Below are 15,312 nucleotides of genomic sequence, written 5' to 3' on the forward strand. Positions count from 1 at the left end.
GGCCATGCGTGCGGTGGCCCAGGCCTGCGCGGCCAACACCCTGGCGGTGGCGATCCCCTGCCACCGGGTGGTGCGTAGCGACGGCAATCTTTCAGGCTACCGCTGGGGAGTGGAACGCAAGCGTCAGTTGCTGGAACGCGAAACACTATCCGAGGCCTGAATCCCGATGTAGATCGCCACCGAATCGGCGCTGGTATAGACCTCAAAGTCCGTAGCGAAGGCGCGCTGCACCTGCGGGTTGTCCTGGAAGTAGGCCCAGATCAGGCCCCAGGTCTGGATCACGCAATCGGGCATCGCGCCCTTGGCGCTGAACACCAGGTAATCACCGCCCTGGATGTCCACGCTGGGGTAGTCCGCACAGGCGCCCGTCACTGCCACACCGGCGGTCACATCGAAATGCCCCGAAGCGTCGGACGCGTAATTGGAATAGACGCCATAGACGAAAGAGTCCGCCTGACGAGGGCCGATCTTGTCGAACAGGCCATCGACATAGAAGCGCTGCCACATCGGTCCGATCCTGGCGCTGTCCGCCTGCTGCTCTTGGACATTGAGGGTGCGCACTTGCAGGCCCGCGACGCTGAAGGGCAACACTTCGCGCAGTTTTACTTCCATGATCAAGCTTCCTTACGCCGCGATGAGGGAAAATATCCGCCGCAGTCTAGCGTCGGATCAACCTCCGCGACAGCCACCCTGCCACTGCGGCAAATGCCCGTATTTGGGCCCACCCGGGAAAAGTCAGCTGGCCTAGGGCGCCCCTCTCCTGCTAAAAACCATGGGTTGCCTCGTCCAATCCTGCCGCCGGAGAACCATGCACATGAGCCAATGGACCGATAGTCGCCTCCTCGATCTGCTGGGCATCGACCTGCCCATCATTCAAGCCCCCATGGCCGGCGCCAACGGCTCCGCCATGGTGATTGCCGTGTCCCGGGCCGGCGGTCTGGGCTCGTTGCCATGCGCCATGCTCACCCCGGAACAGATCCGCCAGGAAGTGCAGGTCATTCGCTCGGCCACTCGGCACCCGCTGAACCTGAACTTCTTCTGCCATCAGGTGCAGGCCGTGGACAGCGAACAGGAGAGCCGCTGGAAGAACGCCCTGCAACCCTACTACCGGGAACTGGGCGCCGACTTCGACGCCCCCACCCCGGTCAGCAATCGGGCGCCCTTCGACGAAGTCGGTTGCCAGTTGGTGGAAGAGCTGCGGCCCGAGGTGGTGAGTTTTCACTTCGGCTTGCCGGAGCCGGCGCTGCTGGCCAGGGTCAAGGCCACCGGGGCCAGGGTGCTCTCGTCGGCCAGCACCGTGGACGAAGCCCTATGGCTCGAAGAGCGCGGCTGCGACGCGGTCATTGCCATGGGCTACGAAGCCGGTGGCCACCGGGCGATCTTCCTCAGCACCGACCTCAACACCCAGGTGGGCACCATGGCCCTGGTGCCGCAGATCGTCGATGCGCTGAAGGTGCCGGTGATCGCCGCCGGTGGCATCGGCGACGCCCGAGGCATTGTCGCGGCAATGGCCCTGGGCGCGTCGGCGGTACAACTGGGCACCGCCTACCTGTTCACTCCGGAAGCCAACATCAGCGCCGCCCATCACCGGGCCCTGCGTACCGCCAAGGAAAGCCAGACCGCGCTGACCAACCTGTTCACCGGCCGCCCCGCTCGAGGCATCATCAACCGGGTGATGCGCGAAATCGGCCCCATCAGTCCCCTGGCGCCGGCGTTTCCCCGAGCCGGCGGAGCATTGCTGCCGCTGAAGGCCAAGGACGATGCCGACTTCGCCAACCTCTGGTCCGGCCAGGCCCTGCGCCTGGGGGTGGAGCTGCCTGCCTACGAGCTGACCCTGCGCCTGGCCGAACAGGCCCTGGCGCAGCTCAAGCGGCGCTGACCACCCGGCGCCGCGATCGTGGTCGCGGCGCCGGGTACGCACCGTTTGATGCACCGGGTGCAGTCCATTGCCATCGAGGCCTGCGGCACGGTTCCGTTCATCGAGAATTCGCTATATATTCCGCTATACAGCGATAACCCCTGCCATGGCTGCAGATTCCCTCCAAGCATTCGCTGCCCAACGCGTCCGTCCCCCCAATGGAGCTGTTCGATGAACCTTCGTGCCTCAGGTTTTGCCCCGACTTGCCTCGCTACCCTGCTCGCCCTCTTCGCCTTCGGCTCGGCCCAGGCCGCTGAAGTCCAGGTGGCGGTCGCTGCCAACTTCACCGCACCGATCCAGGCCATCGCCGCCGACTTCGAAAAAGACACAGGCCACAAGCTGGTGGCCGCCTACGGTGCCACCGGGCAGTTCTACACCCAGATCAAGAATGGCGCGCCTTTCGAAGTCTTCCTCTCTGCCGACGACAGCACCCCGCAGAAGCTCGAAAGCGAGGGCGATATCGTCAAGGGCTCGCGCTTCACCTACGCCATCGGCACCCTGGCCCTGTGGTCGGCCAAGGACGGCTACGTCGATAGCAAAGGCCAGGTGCTCAAGGACAACCAGTACCAGCACCTGTCCATCGCCAACCCCAAGGCTGCGCCTTACGGCCTGGCCGCAACCCAGGTGCTGGCCAAGCTGGGGCTGACCGACAAGGTCAAGGCCAAGCTCGTCGAGGGCCAGAACATCACTCAGGCCTATCAGTTCGTCTCCACCGGCAACGCCGAATTGGGTTTTGTCGCCTTGTCGCAGATCTATAAAGACGGCAAAGTCACCAGCGGCTCAGCCTGGATAGTCCCGGCCCAGATGCATGATCCGATCAAGCAGGATGCGGTGATCCTCAACAAGGGCAAGGACAACCCGGCCGCCAAGGCGCTGGTTGACTACCTCAAGGGGCCCAAAGCCGCCGCTGTCATCAAATCCTACGGCTATCAACTGTAAATGACCCTTTCGAGTGCCGATTTTTCCGCCATCTGGCTGACCCTTAAACTGGCGTCCCTGACGACCCTCATCCTGCTGGTCATCGGCACTCCGATTGCGTTGTGGCTGTCGCGCACCCGCTCCTGGTTGCGCGGGCCGATCGGCGCCGTGGTGGCATTGCCCCTGGTATTGCCGCCTACGGTGATAGGTTTCTACCTGCTGCTGGCCCTCGGGCCCAACGGTTTCCTCGGCCAGTTCACCCAGTCACTGGGGCTGGGCACCCTGACCTTCAGTTTCAGCGGCCTGGTGCTGGGATCGGTGATCTATTCCATGCCCTTTGTGGTGCAACCGCTGCAAAACGCCTTTTCTGCCATCGGCAGCCGTCCCCTGGAGGTGGCCGCCACCTTGCGCGCCAATCCCTGGGACACTTTTTTCTCGGTGATCCTGCCCCTGGCGCGGCCGGGCTTCATCACTGCCTCGATTCTCGGCTTTGCCCACACCGTCGGCGAGTTCGGCGTGGTGCTGATGATCGGCGGCAACATCCCGGACAAGACCCGGGTGGTCTCGGTGCAGATCTACGATCATGTCGAAGCCATGGAGTACGCCCAGGCCCACTGGCTGGCCGGCGCCATGCTGGTGTTCTCGTTCCTGGTGCTGCTGGCGCTGTACTCCAGCCGCAAGACCCGCGCTGGCTGGAGCTGAGTCGATGAGCATTCACGTCAAGCTGCACCTGGACTACCACGATTTCGCCCTGGACCTCGACCTGCAACTGCCGGGGCGCGGCATCACTGCGCTCTATGGCCATTCGGGCTCGGGCAAGACCACTTGCCTGCGCTGCATCGCCGGCCTGGAAAAGGCCGGGCGCGGGCGGATCCAGATCAACGACGAAATCTGGCAGGACAGCCAGCGCAAGCTGTTCGTCCCGCCCCACAAGCGTTCCCTGGGTTATGTGTTCCAGGAAGCCAGCCTGTTTCCCCACCTGTCGGTCCAGGCCAACCTGGAATTTGGCCTGCGCCGCATCCCCAGGCAGCAACGCCGGGTGGACATGCCCCAGGCCACCGAGTTGCTGGGTATCGGCCACCTGCTCCAGCGCCACCCGCAGAACCTCTCGGGCGGTGAACGCCAACGCATTGGCATCGCCCGAGCCCTGCTCACCAGCCCACGGCTGCTGCTGATGGACGAGCCCCTGGCGGCCCTGGACTCGAAACGCAAAAGTGAAATCCTGCCCTACCTGGAACGGTTGCACGACGAGCTGGATATCCCGGTGCTGTACGTCAGCCACTCCCAGGACGAAGTGGCGCGGCTGGCCGACCACATTGTCCTGCTCAGTGATGGCCGTGCCCTGGCCAGCGGCCCCATCGGCCAGACCCTGGCGCGACTGGACCTGCCCCTGGCGCTGGGGGATGACGCCGGCGTGGTGGTGGAAGGTCGGGTCAGCGACTATGACGCGACCTACCACCTGCTGACCCTGCAACTGCCCGCCAGTCAATTGCAAGTGCGTGTGGCCCATCTGCCCCTGGCGCTGGGCAAGTCCCTGCGCTTCAAGGTCCAGGCTCGGGACGTCAGCCTGAGCCTGCAGGCCAGCGAACACAGCAGCATTCTCAATCGACTGCCGGTGACCGTCAGCGCCGAGATTCCCGCAGATAACGCCGCCCACGTCCTGGTGCGCCTGGACGCAGCCGGCACCCCTCTGCTGGCACGTATCACCCGCTACTCCCGGGATCAGCTCAACCTGCACCCCGGACAGCAACTCTGGGCGCAGATCAAGGCGGTGGCGGTGCTGGCGTAAGCGCCAGAGAAAATCGGCACCCTGGGTCACGGCCGCGGTCCATGTTCTACAGGCCCGCACTTTGCCCAGGACCCGCCGCCATGCCCGACACTCCAGACGTGCTCGATCTGCCCGCCGACCTGCACTACACCGACGACCGGCAACCGGGCGTGCGGCGCCGGAAACTGCGGGGCAAATTCGTCTACTACGATGCTCAGGGTCAGCGCATTACCCGCCCGGAGGAGATCCAGAGAATCAACGCCCTGGCGATTCCCCCGGCCTATGTCCAGGTGTGGATCTGCAGCGATCCCAAGGGCCATCTGCAAGCCACTGGCCGTGATGCCCGGGGCCGCAAGCAATACCGTTATCACCCACGCTGGCGCGAGGTGCGTGACAGCGACAAGTATTCCCGGTTGCTGGAGTTCGGCAGCGCCCTGCCCAAGTTGCGCCGACAGTTGCAGGCCCGGCTCGCCGCTCCCGGTTTCAGCCGCGAGAAAGTCCTCGCCACTGTGATCACCCTGCTGGATGAGACCCTGATCCGGGTCGGCAACAGCCAGTACGCCAGGGACAATCGCTCCTACGGGCTGACCACCCTGCGCAACCGTCATGTACAGGTCAACGGCAGTGCCATCCATTTCCAGTTTCGGGGCAAGAGCGGCGTCGAGCACCAGATCACCGTCAAGGACCCGCGCCTGGCCCGGGTGGTCAAGCGCTGCAGGGAGCTGCCGGGGCAAAACCTGTTCCAATACCTGGATGAAGACGGCCAGCGCCATGCGGTGAGCTCCTCGGACATCAACGCCTGCCTGCAACAGCTGACGGGGGCCGCGTTCACTGCCAAGGACTATCGCACCTGGGCCGGCAGCGTCCTGGCCCTGGACCTGCTGCGTCAACAGCCGTGGCAACCCGAAGCCGATGCCAAGAGGCACATAGTGGCCGCTGTCAAGGAAGTGGCCCGCGAACTGGGCAATACCCCGGCGGTCTGCCGCAAGTGCTATATCCATCCCGCCCTGCTGGAAGGCTTTGTGCTCGGCGAGCTGTCGCAGTTGCCCAAGCCCCGCCTGCGCAAAGGCCTGAAAGCCGAGGAAGCCGGCCTGGCAAGCTTTCTCCAACGCCTGGCACAAGCAGCGAAATCCGCCTGACAAACACCGACGCCGCACACAAACCCTTGTCAGCCAGATTATTCCGGCGTTAGGCTACGCACCTTCTTTCCCGTCCCAGGACGATTGCCGACGTGAACAACTAAGCCTTCCAAAATGTATCCGCGACGAGCCCTGCTAGTGCTCGTTGGCCTGTTCCAACATTTTCTGGAGGTGCTGATGACTCACGTCACCCGGCTGCCTGCGCTGGTTTCACTGAACCAGCTGACTTATCAATTCGCCAATGGCGAAACCTTGCTCGATTCCCTGAACCTGAGCTTCGATCGCTTGCCCACAGCCATAGTCGGGCGCAATGGCATGGGTAAATCCCTATTGCTGCGCCTGATCGCCGGTGAACTGCAACCCTCTTGCGGCAGCCTCAATCGCAACGCCAGCGTGGCCTATGTCCCCCAGGACCCGCTGCCGGCCCCACAACAGACTGTGGCTCAGCTCGCAGGCGTCGCTGATACCCTGCAAGCCCTGCAGCGCCTGGCAGCCGGCACCGCCGCCCCGGAAGACCTGCAGCGGGTAGATGATCACTGGGACCTGGCCGAACGCCTGCGCCAAGCGCTGGATGAGGCCGGACTGCAACACCTGGAGCCGGATCATCCGGCGGCCAGCCTGAGCGGTGGGCAACTGGCCCGGGTGGTGCTGATCGGTGCCCTGCTCAGCGACGCCGACCTGCTGTTGCTCGACGAGCCCAGCAACCACCTGGACCGTGCCGGACGTCGCTGGCTGATGGAGCAACTGCAACACTGGCGCGGCGGTCTGATCCTGGTCAGCCATGACCGCCAGTTGCTGATGCAGGTGCAACGCATCGTTGAACTCAGCCCCCAGGGAGCCCAGGTCTACGGCGGCAACTACGCGCTGTACCAGGCTCAGCGTCAGGCCCATAACGACGCTGCCCAGGCGGCACTGGAACATGCCCGCACCCAGCGCAACCGTGAGCACAAACGTCTGCAACGCGAGCACGACACCATCCAGCGCCATGCGGCTACATCGCGCAAATATGCCAAGACCGCCAACGTCTCCGGCTTTGAGCGAGCCAAGATACTCGGTGCCGCCCGGGACATCATGGGCCAGGTGCGTCATAGCCATCAGGGGCACAAGAGCGACCTCGATGAACAGGTACGCAACGCCTACGCCCGGGTCGCCGCGGAACAACCGACCTTGCTGACCCTGCCCGATACCACCCTGCAAGCAGGCCAGCCAGTGCTCAACCTGCAACAGGCGCAATTGCCCTGGCTGGACAGCCGGGCGCCGGCGTCCTATCTCACCGTCCACGTCAGTGGCCCGGCGCGCATTGCCCTGATCGGCCCCAACGGTTGCGGTAAATCCACTTTGCTGAAGATGCTCGCCGGTCAATTGCAGCCCCTGAGCGGCGAATGCCGGGTGGCGGTGAACAGCGCCTACCTGGATCAGCACCTGCTGCAACTGGCCCCCGAACCCTCGCTGCTGGAGCAACTGGCCAAGGCCGCTACACCACTGGAGGAAAGTGCCTTGCGCACCTGCCTGGCACGCCTGCAACTGGACGCTTGGCGGGTGCAGCAACCCTGCGCCCAGCTCAGCGGCGGAGAGCGGTTGAAAGCGGCATTGGCACTGGCATTGTGGGGAGGCAGCCCGGCCCGCTTGCTGCTGCTCGACGAGCCAACCAACCACCTGGACCTGGAATCGGTACAGGCCTTTGAGCGAGCCCTGCGGGACTATCCCGGGGCAATGGTAGTGGCGTCCCACGATCAGGACTTTCTCCAGGCCCTGGCACCGACCCATGAACTGCAATGGTCCCCACGCGGCTGGCACTTGCTGGAGCGTCGTCAATGAAACAGCGCCTTACAGCAAAAAGCCGCGGGCAAGCGAGCGCCCATGCTAGATTCGCGTCCTCTTATCCATAGACAAGGAGCGTCACGCCATGCAGTTCGGCTACACCATCATCTACGTGCCCAAGGTTGAAGACTCCCTGGCCTTCTTTGAGCAGGCCTTCGGCTTCAAGCGGCGGTTTCTCCATGAGTCCGGCACCTACGGCGAACTGGAAACCGGCAGCACCACCCTGGCCTTCGCCGACCACGACCTGGCAGAACTGAACTTCAAGGCCGGCCACGTCGCCGCCCACTCCTCGCCGCAACCCCTGGGCATGGAACTGGGACTGGTGACCGATGACGTCCATGCAGCCCATGCCAGGGCCCTGGAACAGGGCGCCCAGGAACTCGCGCCCCCCAGCAGCAAACCCTGGGGGCAGACGGTGTCCTACGTGCGTTGTCCGGATGGCACCCTGGTGGAGCTCTGTACCCCGGTAGGGGCTTGAGCCCAGGGAGTGCGGGAGAAAGTTGGGCGGGAAGCTGGGTAGAACGTTACTTGAGCTTGACGGCGGTCCCGGTGGCAAACACCACCACCATGCCGCCACGCCCGGAAGGCATGCTGATCTCGAAATCCACACCGACCACTGCATCGGCGTTGAACTGACGGGCCCGCTCCTTGATTTCACTGGTGGCCTGGATCCGCGCCTCCTTCAAGGCGCGTTCCAGGGTCTGGGAGCGGCCGCCAAAGAAGTCGCGCATGCCGGCAAAGATATCGCGGAGCACGTTGATGCCCTGGACGGATTCAGCACTGACGATATCCAGATAGGAGGCAATTTCCCGACCTTCGATATGGGCGGTGGTGGTGACAATCATGTGTTTCTCCCTTGAACAGAAATTCCGTCCCGAGGTCCCGGGACATTAAGGCTGGGGATGGTATCAGAGCGACGGCGACGGTCGGTCATGGGCAACAATGGCTTCGCCACAAACAGCAGCCCCGCTCTGAAGCGGGGCTTTGGATCAGGGCTTCAAGGGACGCTCTTCGTCCAGTTCCGACAGGCTCTTGCCATCGTCCGGGTGTTTCCAGGTTTGCGGTGGCGGCTCTTTGTGTTCGACCTCGTACTGCGCCGCCTCATCGCTGCGTTCCTGCTCATAAGGGCGTTGCTGTTGTGTTGCCATGCCCACCTCTCTTCCTGAAGGGATTTTTGACTCGCCATTTCAGGTTAGAACAGATCCGACAACGGCTCGGCTTAGCCGACAAAACAACTACCACGCAAGATGAAACTTCTTTCACCCAGACGCCGATCCCGCCTGTGTATAGTTCCTTCGCTCATTCAAGCAACTACGTTCGCCCGCGCTCTGGCGCGGGCTTTTTTTGCCTGAAGCCCTCTGCGTGGAACTGTTACTGCAGATCGATCTCCTGGCAGTCCTTGAGCAGTTGCTGCTCCTTGGCGGTGTGATCTGCCTCCAGGAACGACAACATGCCCAGCTTGCCCTTGGTGTGCCAGCGAAAGCTGTTCTGCTCATCGTCCGCCACATACAACGCGCCGGAAGCCGAACGGGCACTGTGCATGGGAATCAGTTGATCCTTGTAGTAGAGCGTGGCGAACGAGGTGCCATTGTCGATGTTCAGATAGGCCGCATCGATGCGGACATTGCCCTCGCACTGATAGCGCGCCACCTGGCTCTCATAGGTCGGTTCAGGAGCGGGCGACTGAGTCTGTGCAGCCTCGACCAGAATTGGCAGGGCCGAAGCCAGACCTGCGGCGCAGAGCGTTGCGAGACGAGTTTTCACGGTATTTCCCCCGAATGGTCAAAGATGACCCATGGGACTGGCGACAGCGGTTTTAGTTCATGCCCGAGAGGCCTTCACCCTGGCCTGCCGACCGCTCCAGAGCAGAGGGCTCGTGTGCAGGGCTGAGGCTTGCGGCCCCAGATATTGATGCACCGCCCCACCCAGCACGTCGCCGTTACAGGTGCCTGATCCCATCAGCTAGAACAGCTCGTCCAACTGTTCAAAGAAGACCCGCCTTGAAGGATTGTCCGGGACTCCCAAGCCTTGGAGAAACTCAGCCGCGTCCGCTTCGCAAAGCACTTCGCGGAGGTCGCGCTGGATAAAGGCGATGTCCAGCCAGCAGTCGGCCAACCCGCCCCGCCCCAAATCGATGAAATACAACTCATCGCGACTGTCGACGAAGATGTTGCTGTCCCCCAGATCGCCATGGGAAAAAACCAGGTCTTCAATGGGTCGGGTACGTTGCAGATACGCCCGCAGCGCCTCGGGGCTGGCCAACCCGGGCCACTGTGTCAGGTCATACTCCGCAGCGCACAACCCCTGGGCCATCAGGTAATCCAGCTCGGCGAAACGCATCGCGACTCCGGCGTCAAATGGACACTCGTCCACCGCCACTGACTGCACTTGATGCAGCGCCTCGCGAAACAGCGGCAGTGCCGGCTGGCCTGCGGCTATGCAAGAGGACAATGGCGCACCCGGCACGGTGCGGGTAATCATAAACTCGCCTTCAGCCCCCGACTCCACCAGCACCAGTTCGGGAACCTTGAGGCGCCCGTCCAGCCAATCAAGTACACGAGCCTCCCGCAAGACGCTGTAGGTGGTGGGGGCATAGAGAGCCGCCGAGAACTTGAGGAAGAAGCGCTCGTTGCCGCGATAAAAGCTGTGCACACGGCAAGGCGACTCACCCACGGTGTCCGGGACTAGCTGCGCATCACCAATGAAGCGCGCAATGGCCTCAGGCAATTTCAATGTCATGGGGGTCACACTGTTTCCAACCATTTTTATCAGACCGACACCGAGGGCTCGACCCGATCGCGGGGCATCAGGGTCAGGTAGTCTTCAAGGGAATCCGAGGACAGCGGTTTGATCATGATGCGCACCCGGTGCCGTAACTGACCCAGCTCGATCCCATCACGGGTACGAACCTCGACATAGCCACAGGCTCTCCAGAAACCCTCGGCCCGGAGATTCTCGAACACCACGCTCAGCCGCAGCCAGCGCGCGCCCTGCCCGACCGCCCAGTCTGCAAGCTCGCGGTGCAACTGCCGGGCGATGCCCCGGCCCTGCAGCGAGCTGGCCACCATGAACAGACCAATGTGCCAGACCCCGGGCGCCAGCAGGTTGCTGACGATACTGACCATTGCCACCAGGGCACCGGTCCTGTCGAAGTAACCGATCTTCCACTTGCGAGTGAAGGACCAGCCCTCTGGCAAGCGGTCATCGATTTCATTGCGGGCTTCATCCGGCTGCGGTGCACAGCCATGGACGATGTGGAAGTACTCCGGATTCTCAACGAAGAACGCCTGCAGCCGCTCGACATCTACCAGGGTGATTTCCCTGGCCACCAGTCCGGTGGAGGAATGAGGCAATAGTCCTTGTTGCATGGGATAACACTCCAAACGGACCACAGCCCCTGTGCATGAAAGGGCGATCCTAGCGCTCCGTGGGCCCCCGGGGACATGGTTAATTTGTTGAAAAAATGTGTCAGCCACTGAGTCGGACCAAGACTCAGGAAGGCGCCAGGACTTATCATCGGAGCCCTTCGCCAGCGGCTCAGCCCGGCCCCACCCAGCAGCGGATTCCAGCCATGTCCAACCTTCTGTCTTCGCCGGGCTACCAGCGCCTGTTGGTCCTGCAGCAACGCATCCATGAGTTCACCCGCGACCTGGCAGCCGAGCGCGACGAGCGCCCCGAGGACCTGGCGGGCCCGCTGTGGGTCAGCGACTACAACTACCTGGCCCTGGCCCCTATACGTGGCGGCCTGCACCTGGAGTTTCATGGTGACCTGTGGGAAGAGCCGTTTGCCTGGACCCTGGAGTGTCTCGCCGACCAGGTCGTGGCCGACACCCTCAGCTCCCTGGCCTTTTCCGGCCCGGATCAAGGGGCAAACGGCACCCGCGAATGGGAGTTCACCCCCTTGTTGGACAGTGACGTGAGCTTTCCCCTCCTCAGGTCGCTGTCGATTCGCCCCAGTGAACCCCAGGACCACAATGCCTCGCTGATCCAGAAAGCCGGTACGCTGATGGAGGAAGCAGGAGAAATCGCCCGCTTTGCAGCGAAAGCCCCGCACTTGAGCGAACTGACCCTACCCAATGCCCCCGACTCGAGCTTCTTTCAGGTCCATCTGCCGCACCTTGCCCACCTGCGCATTGGCGGCCATTGGGACACCCAGCACTTCATTGCCAACCTGGCCGGCTCGGACAATCTGCCGCGTCTGAGCAACCTGGACTTCACCGAATCCAGCGAACTGCAGAACAACTGGGCGGATCAGCGCGAAGAACAGGCCGTTACCTCCTTCGCCAGCTATGAAAAACTATTCGCCAGCGCTGCCTGCGACCCACTGAACGTGCTGCGCCTGCGCAACACCTGCCTGAGTCTGGAACAGCTCCAGGCCCTGCGCCAGCTCCGGCCGGCATTGCAGTTCATGGTGATCCAGGCCTCCCGCGGCGGCTACGTAACGCATTTTGCTCGACAGGTATTCCCCTGGCGGCATCTGGTGCAGCCTGATCCGGGACAACGCTGAAACAGACAAGGAACGGCAACCGACAATCTCTGCTAGGTTTCAGTATCGACCAACTGAGTCTCCACCTTGGGCGCAAGTTTGCAGTCTCCGCCATGATCGAAAGGAATCGTTCATGCATACAGCTTCCAAACTGAAAAAAACAAACGTGAGCACTGCCACAAACCTGTTTTATATGCTGTACAGCCTCGGCAGCTACGTGGTTTTTCTCCTGACCTTCCTCTACCTGATCGGCTTCCTTGGTGCGTTGTCGGTACCGAAAAACATTAACTCGGGGGCATATTCCCACTGGCTAGTTGCAACAGTCATAGATATCGCCCTTATCACCCTGTTCGCCGTCCAGCACAGCGTCATGGCCCGCGAAAGCGTCAAGAAAAAAATCACCAGAATCATTCCCGCCGCCATAGAGCGAGCAACTTATGTTCTATGCAGCAGCCTGACGCTGATCCTCTTGTTTGTCCTGTGGCAACCCATCACGGCCACAGTCTGGAGCCTTCAGTCCGAAGGGCTCAAGGCGCTGCTGAACGGTTTGTATTGGGCGGGATGGGGGCTTGCATTGCTGGCGACGTTTCTGATCAGTCATTTTGAGTTGTTTGGCTTGAAACAAGCCTACCGTGTTTTCCACACAACCAAGCCGGAGCCCCTCAACTTCATCACACCCTTTCTCTACAAAGTTGTTCGCCATCCCATGTACCTGGGCTTTCTCATAGCCTTCTGGGCAACGCCGGAGATGACTGTCGGACACCTCGTGTTTGCGCTGACCTGCACTGCCTACATATTCGCGGGAACCCATCTCGAAGAAAAAGACATGGTCAAAGTCTTTGGCAAGAAGTACCTGGCTTATCAACAGCAGGTCGGCATGCTCATACCTTCACGCAAAAGATCCCGAGCCGCCAAGAAGATTGAGAGCTCTTGAAATTCTGGCTGGGAGAACGACTCCAACACCCACGCCTCTCTCACCCTGAAGAAGAGGCCACAGGTGCTCCAGGAGAAATGTACCTGCCGCTTACATGGGCCTGAATTACCCCTACGCAGCTACTGAAGAGGTGCGACAGTCACATCAGCCTGCCCGCTCTGGGCCAATGCAGCCTTAACGAATCCTTCGGCCTTCTTGCGCTCGATGAAATCCCTGACATAGGCCGCGCCTGCTTCCCGTGGCCGTGGTACTGCCATGGCTTGCCGAATGGCCGTAAAGGCACCCTCCAGTACTCGATAACCAGGAGTGTTTGCCGCCATCTGCTCCAGGGGTTGGCGCACGCCCGCCGCCGCATCCAGATGCTGTTGAAGATAGAGATCTACCGCACGCGCCGAGGTTTCCGCCCTTTCAAGCTGAGCATGTTTCAACGTGCGAGACAGAAACAGGTCATAGGCCGCGCCTTTGCCCACCGCCAACCGCAATCCTGGCTGGTCGAGATCCTCGACCACCTGGAAAGGTGAGTCTGCCGCCACCAGATAGGTGCCTTCGATGATGACGTAAGGCTCGCTGAAGGCGATCTGTTCCTCACGCACCGGCTCGATAGCCAGAAAAGCGACATCCCAGATGCCCTCCTCCAGCGCCGCAAAGACTTTGCCGGCCGCATCGAAGGTGGTCATCTGCAAACTTACGCCGAGCTCTTCAGCCAAAGATTTTGCCAAGGCGACCGACACACCTTGCGGCGAACCATCGCTCCCTTTTTGCGCCAGGACTGGATTGCCAAAATTAATCGCGGCCCGCAGCACGCCTTGCGGTGCCAGGTCGTCCAGGACCGCGCGATTGATAGCACTCATGTTTTGCTCCGTGAATGAGGTTCAGAAAAAAGCAGGACCGGTTGACCGGCGACAACTACCTGATGGGCTCGGACTAATGAGCCTCATTTAACCAGAAGCACGCCGTTTGAGTACGGTAAACACCAGATACCGTCTACCGCGCCCGGTTGGCGCACCTGCCGATCTTTTCTCGGGCAATAAAGAACCCGCTCAGGGCGGGTTCTAAGGGAGCATGCTTTATTGCCTGCTCGGGAGCGGACAATAGCAACTTCAGAAAGCAGGTCCGGATCCAACCGGACCCGCCAGGTCACCTCCCTAAGGGCATTCGCAGGTAGACGGACCAAACACCGGACCACTGCACGGGTCCTCAGATGGGCCAAATACCGGGCACGCTGCCTGGGCAGTCAGGGAAAAACCACAAAGCAGCAATACAGCCAACATGACTTTCTTCATTTGTAACCTCCTGGTCAGTAGACGAGCAATCCATGTGCCCCTGTCGAGGGCACAAGCAAATATCAGGGACATTCGCAAACCGTAGGCCCAGAACCGGCCCCGCACAGGGATCTTCCCCAGGCCCCAATACCGCGCAATCCGCCTGCGCGGTCAACGAGAACATCCATAGCAGCAGCGAAGCCGCCAACATCTTCCTTTTCAATGTGATCTCCTTGATCGAAACACCAATAACGATCCATGTTCGCCCCTCTAGGCAGGCCATTGCCTGCCGCAGGATCGAACACCCGCCCCTCGCGCGCCTGCCGCCAGACTGATCAGCGAGCACAGCAACGGACCCGAAACAGCAAAGACCAGTCACGTCGGTTGCGCCAGTGCGGTGTATTGTCGCGTCTGCGGCGAGGCTGATCAGGCAGTCATCGTCCCTATCGGACAGGCTAAGACCTTTCGAAAGCAGTCCAATCGATAAATAGACCAATGTGACAGTAAATAGACAAAACCACGCTTGAGCCCAAAAGGAAGAAATGATGCAACTTCTGCCACTCGCCCCCTCAACTATTGGTGAATCGCTAGAGCTGCGCCCACTGGAAATTGATGACTTTGAAGCGCTGTACCGTGTTGCATCCGACCCTTTGATCTGGGCTCAGCATCCAAGCCCAACGCGCTATCAGGAACCCGTTTTTCACCCATGGTTTAACGAGGCACTTGCTTCAAAGTCTGCGCTTATCGTGATCGACCGCAGCAACAACCAGGTGATCGGCTCCTCTCGCTACTACCAGTTCGATGAGAAAAAACGAGAAGTGACGATCGGCTATACCTTCCTGGCTCGTGATCATTGGGGAGGCGAAACCAATAGAGAGTTGAAACATTTAATGCTGACTCATGCATTCCAATGGGTCGACACTGTTTGGTTTCACGTTGACAGCCAGAACGTTCGATCTCAACGCGCCATGGAAAAAATCGGTGGACACTCTCCCATCGCGCCACTAGACAACTCACTAATCGCACTCAAGAGTACCTGCTCTACAAAATAGACAAGCAGAGTCGC

Annotated in this window: 19 protein-coding genes and 1 pseudogene; 11 read left to right on the forward strand and 9 right to left on the reverse strand. The window is 61.2% G+C overall.

The genetic code is table 11. The annotated features are described in order from the left end of the window. Positions 1-160 (forward strand): methylated-DNA--[protein]-cysteine S-methyltransferase (locus tag BLX41_RS35405; protein WP_259744926.1); only part of this gene is annotated, 160 nt, incomplete at its 5' end. On the opposite strand, the gene BLX41_RS14805 is transcribed toward BLX41_RS35405, so the two are convergent. Continuing rightward, a complete protein-coding gene (locus BLX41_RS14805; protein ID WP_123725501.1) occupies positions 124-612 on the reverse strand; it encodes a GyrI-like domain-containing protein in 489 nt (162 codons plus the stop codon). The genes BLX41_RS35405 and BLX41_RS14805 overlap by 37 nt on opposite strands. Positions 613-814: 202 nt before the next feature. Between BLX41_RS14805 and BLX41_RS14810 the strand changes: the two genes are divergently transcribed. The 7 genes from BLX41_RS14810 to BLX41_RS14840 all read left to right on the forward strand — a co-directional run bounded on the left by BLX41_RS14810 (position 815) and on the right by BLX41_RS14840 (position 8,042). After that, positions 815-1,879, forward strand: a complete 1,065-nt coding sequence (locus BLX41_RS14810) for an NAD(P)H-dependent flavin oxidoreductase (RefSeq protein ID WP_123725502.1) — start codon at positions 815-817, stop codon at positions 1,877-1,879. A gap of 210 nt (positions 1,880-2,089) precedes the next feature. Further along, positions 2,090-2,857 (forward strand): molybdate ABC transporter substrate-binding protein, encoded by a 768-nt coding sequence (gene modA / locus BLX41_RS14815; protein WP_123725503.1) that lies wholly within the window; start codon positions 2,090-2,092, stop codon positions 2,855-2,857. Beyond that, complete coding sequence (gene modB / locus BLX41_RS14820) at positions 2,858-3,538, forward strand: molybdate ABC transporter permease subunit (RefSeq protein ID WP_123725504.1); 681 nt, start codon at positions 2,858-2,860, stop codon at positions 3,536-3,538. It abuts the gene before it with no gap. A 4-nt stretch (positions 3,539-3,542) separates the two neighbouring features. Further along, complete coding sequence (modC, locus tag BLX41_RS14825) at positions 3,543-4,625, forward strand: molybdenum ABC transporter ATP-binding protein (protein ID WP_123725505.1); 1,083 nt, start codon at positions 3,543-3,545, stop codon at positions 4,623-4,625. 80 nt (positions 4,626-4,705) lie between these two features. After that, positions 4,706-5,743, forward strand: coding sequence for a DNA topoisomerase IB (locus BLX41_RS14830; protein WP_123725506.1), 1,038 nt, complete (start codon positions 4,706-4,708; stop codon positions 5,741-5,743). 177 nt (positions 5,744-5,920) lie between these two features. Further along, positions 5,921-7,561, forward strand: coding sequence for an ABC-F family ATP-binding cassette domain-containing protein (locus tag BLX41_RS14835; RefSeq protein ID WP_123725580.1), 1,641 nt, complete (start codon positions 5,921-5,923; stop codon positions 7,559-7,561). A gap of 88 nt (positions 7,562-7,649) precedes the next feature. Further along, on the forward strand, positions 7,650-8,042 hold the full coding sequence (locus BLX41_RS14840; protein WP_123725507.1) for a VOC family protein: 393 nt from the start codon (positions 7,650-7,652) through the stop codon (positions 8,040-8,042). A gap of 46 nt (positions 8,043-8,088) precedes the next feature. Here BLX41_RS14840 and BLX41_RS14845 read toward each other — a convergent pair whose 3' ends face one another. The 5 genes from BLX41_RS14845 to BLX41_RS14860 form a co-directional block, all read right to left on the reverse strand. Continuing rightward, the gene (locus BLX41_RS14845; protein ID WP_123725508.1) at positions 8,089-8,409 is read right to left on the reverse strand and encodes a YbjQ family protein; all 321 of its coding nucleotides are present in this window, start codon (positions 8,407-8,409) and stop codon (positions 8,089-8,091) included. A 144-nt stretch (positions 8,410-8,553) separates the two neighbouring features. Further along, positions 8,554-8,712 (reverse strand): hypothetical protein, encoded by a 159-nt coding sequence (locus BLX41_RS33665; protein WP_185073573.1) that lies wholly within the window; start codon positions 8,710-8,712, stop codon positions 8,554-8,556. Positions 8,713-8,935: 223 nt separating this feature from the next. Further along, the gene (locus tag BLX41_RS14850) at positions 8,936-9,328 is read right to left on the reverse strand and encodes an MliC family protein (RefSeq protein WP_123725509.1); all 393 of its coding nucleotides are present in this window, start codon (positions 9,326-9,328) and stop codon (positions 8,936-8,938) included. Positions 9,329-9,526: 198 nt separating this feature from the next. Next, a complete protein-coding gene (locus BLX41_RS14855; protein ID WP_123725510.1) occupies positions 9,527-10,303 on the reverse strand; it encodes an aminoglycoside 3'-phosphotransferase in 777 nt (258 codons plus the stop codon). 29 nt (positions 10,304-10,332) lie between these two features. Next, positions 10,333-10,932 carry a GNAT family N-acetyltransferase gene (locus BLX41_RS14860; protein WP_123725511.1) on the reverse strand — a complete coding sequence of 200 codons (600 nt, stop codon included), beginning with the start codon at positions 10,930-10,932 and terminating at the stop codon, positions 10,333-10,335. Between the two features lie 203 nt (positions 10,933-11,135). On the opposite strand from BLX41_RS14860, the gene BLX41_RS14865 reads away from it, so the two are divergent. Both BLX41_RS14865 and mddA read left to right on the forward strand, forming a co-directional pair. Beyond that, entirely contained in the window at positions 11,136-12,071 is a 936-nt protein-coding gene (locus tag BLX41_RS14865) for a hypothetical protein (RefSeq protein WP_123725512.1), read from the forward strand. Between the two features lie 112 nt (positions 12,072-12,183). After that, positions 12,184-12,984 carry a methanethiol S-methyltransferase gene (mddA, locus tag BLX41_RS14870; RefSeq protein ID WP_123725513.1) on the forward strand — a complete coding sequence of 267 codons (801 nt, stop codon included), beginning with the start codon at positions 12,184-12,186 and terminating at the stop codon, positions 12,982-12,984. 119 nt (positions 12,985-13,103) lie between these two features. Here the strand turns inward: mddA and BLX41_RS14875 are convergent, their stop codons facing one another. The 3 genes and pseudogenes from BLX41_RS14875 to BLX41_RS14880 all read right to left on the reverse strand — a co-directional run bounded on the left by BLX41_RS14875 (position 13,104) and on the right by BLX41_RS14880 (position 14,469). Then, positions 13,104-13,835, reverse strand: coding sequence for an ABC transporter substrate-binding protein (locus BLX41_RS14875; protein ID WP_123725514.1), 732 nt, complete (start codon positions 13,833-13,835; stop codon positions 13,104-13,106). Positions 13,836-14,129: 294 nt separating this feature from the next. Beyond that, complete coding sequence (locus BLX41_RS37555) at positions 14,130-14,267, reverse strand: PA0050 family protein (RefSeq protein ID WP_259744916.1); 138 nt, start codon at positions 14,265-14,267, stop codon at positions 14,130-14,132. 62 nt (positions 14,268-14,329) lie between these two features. Beyond that, positions 14,330-14,469, reverse strand: a pseudogene (locus BLX41_RS14880) (PA0050 family protein). 319 nt (positions 14,470-14,788) lie between these two features. Between BLX41_RS14880 and BLX41_RS14885 the strand changes: the two are divergent. Continuing rightward, on the forward strand, positions 14,789-15,298 hold the full coding sequence (locus tag BLX41_RS14885; protein ID WP_259744917.1) for a GNAT family N-acetyltransferase: 510 nt from the start codon (positions 14,789-14,791) through the stop codon (positions 15,296-15,298). Positions 15,299-15,312: the final 14 nt, after the last annotated feature.

This window comes from Pseudomonas protegens (genome assembly GCF_003732485.1).
Taxonomy (GTDB): Bacteria; Pseudomonadota; Gammaproteobacteria; order Pseudomonadales; family Pseudomonadaceae; genus Aquipseudomonas; species Aquipseudomonas protegens_B.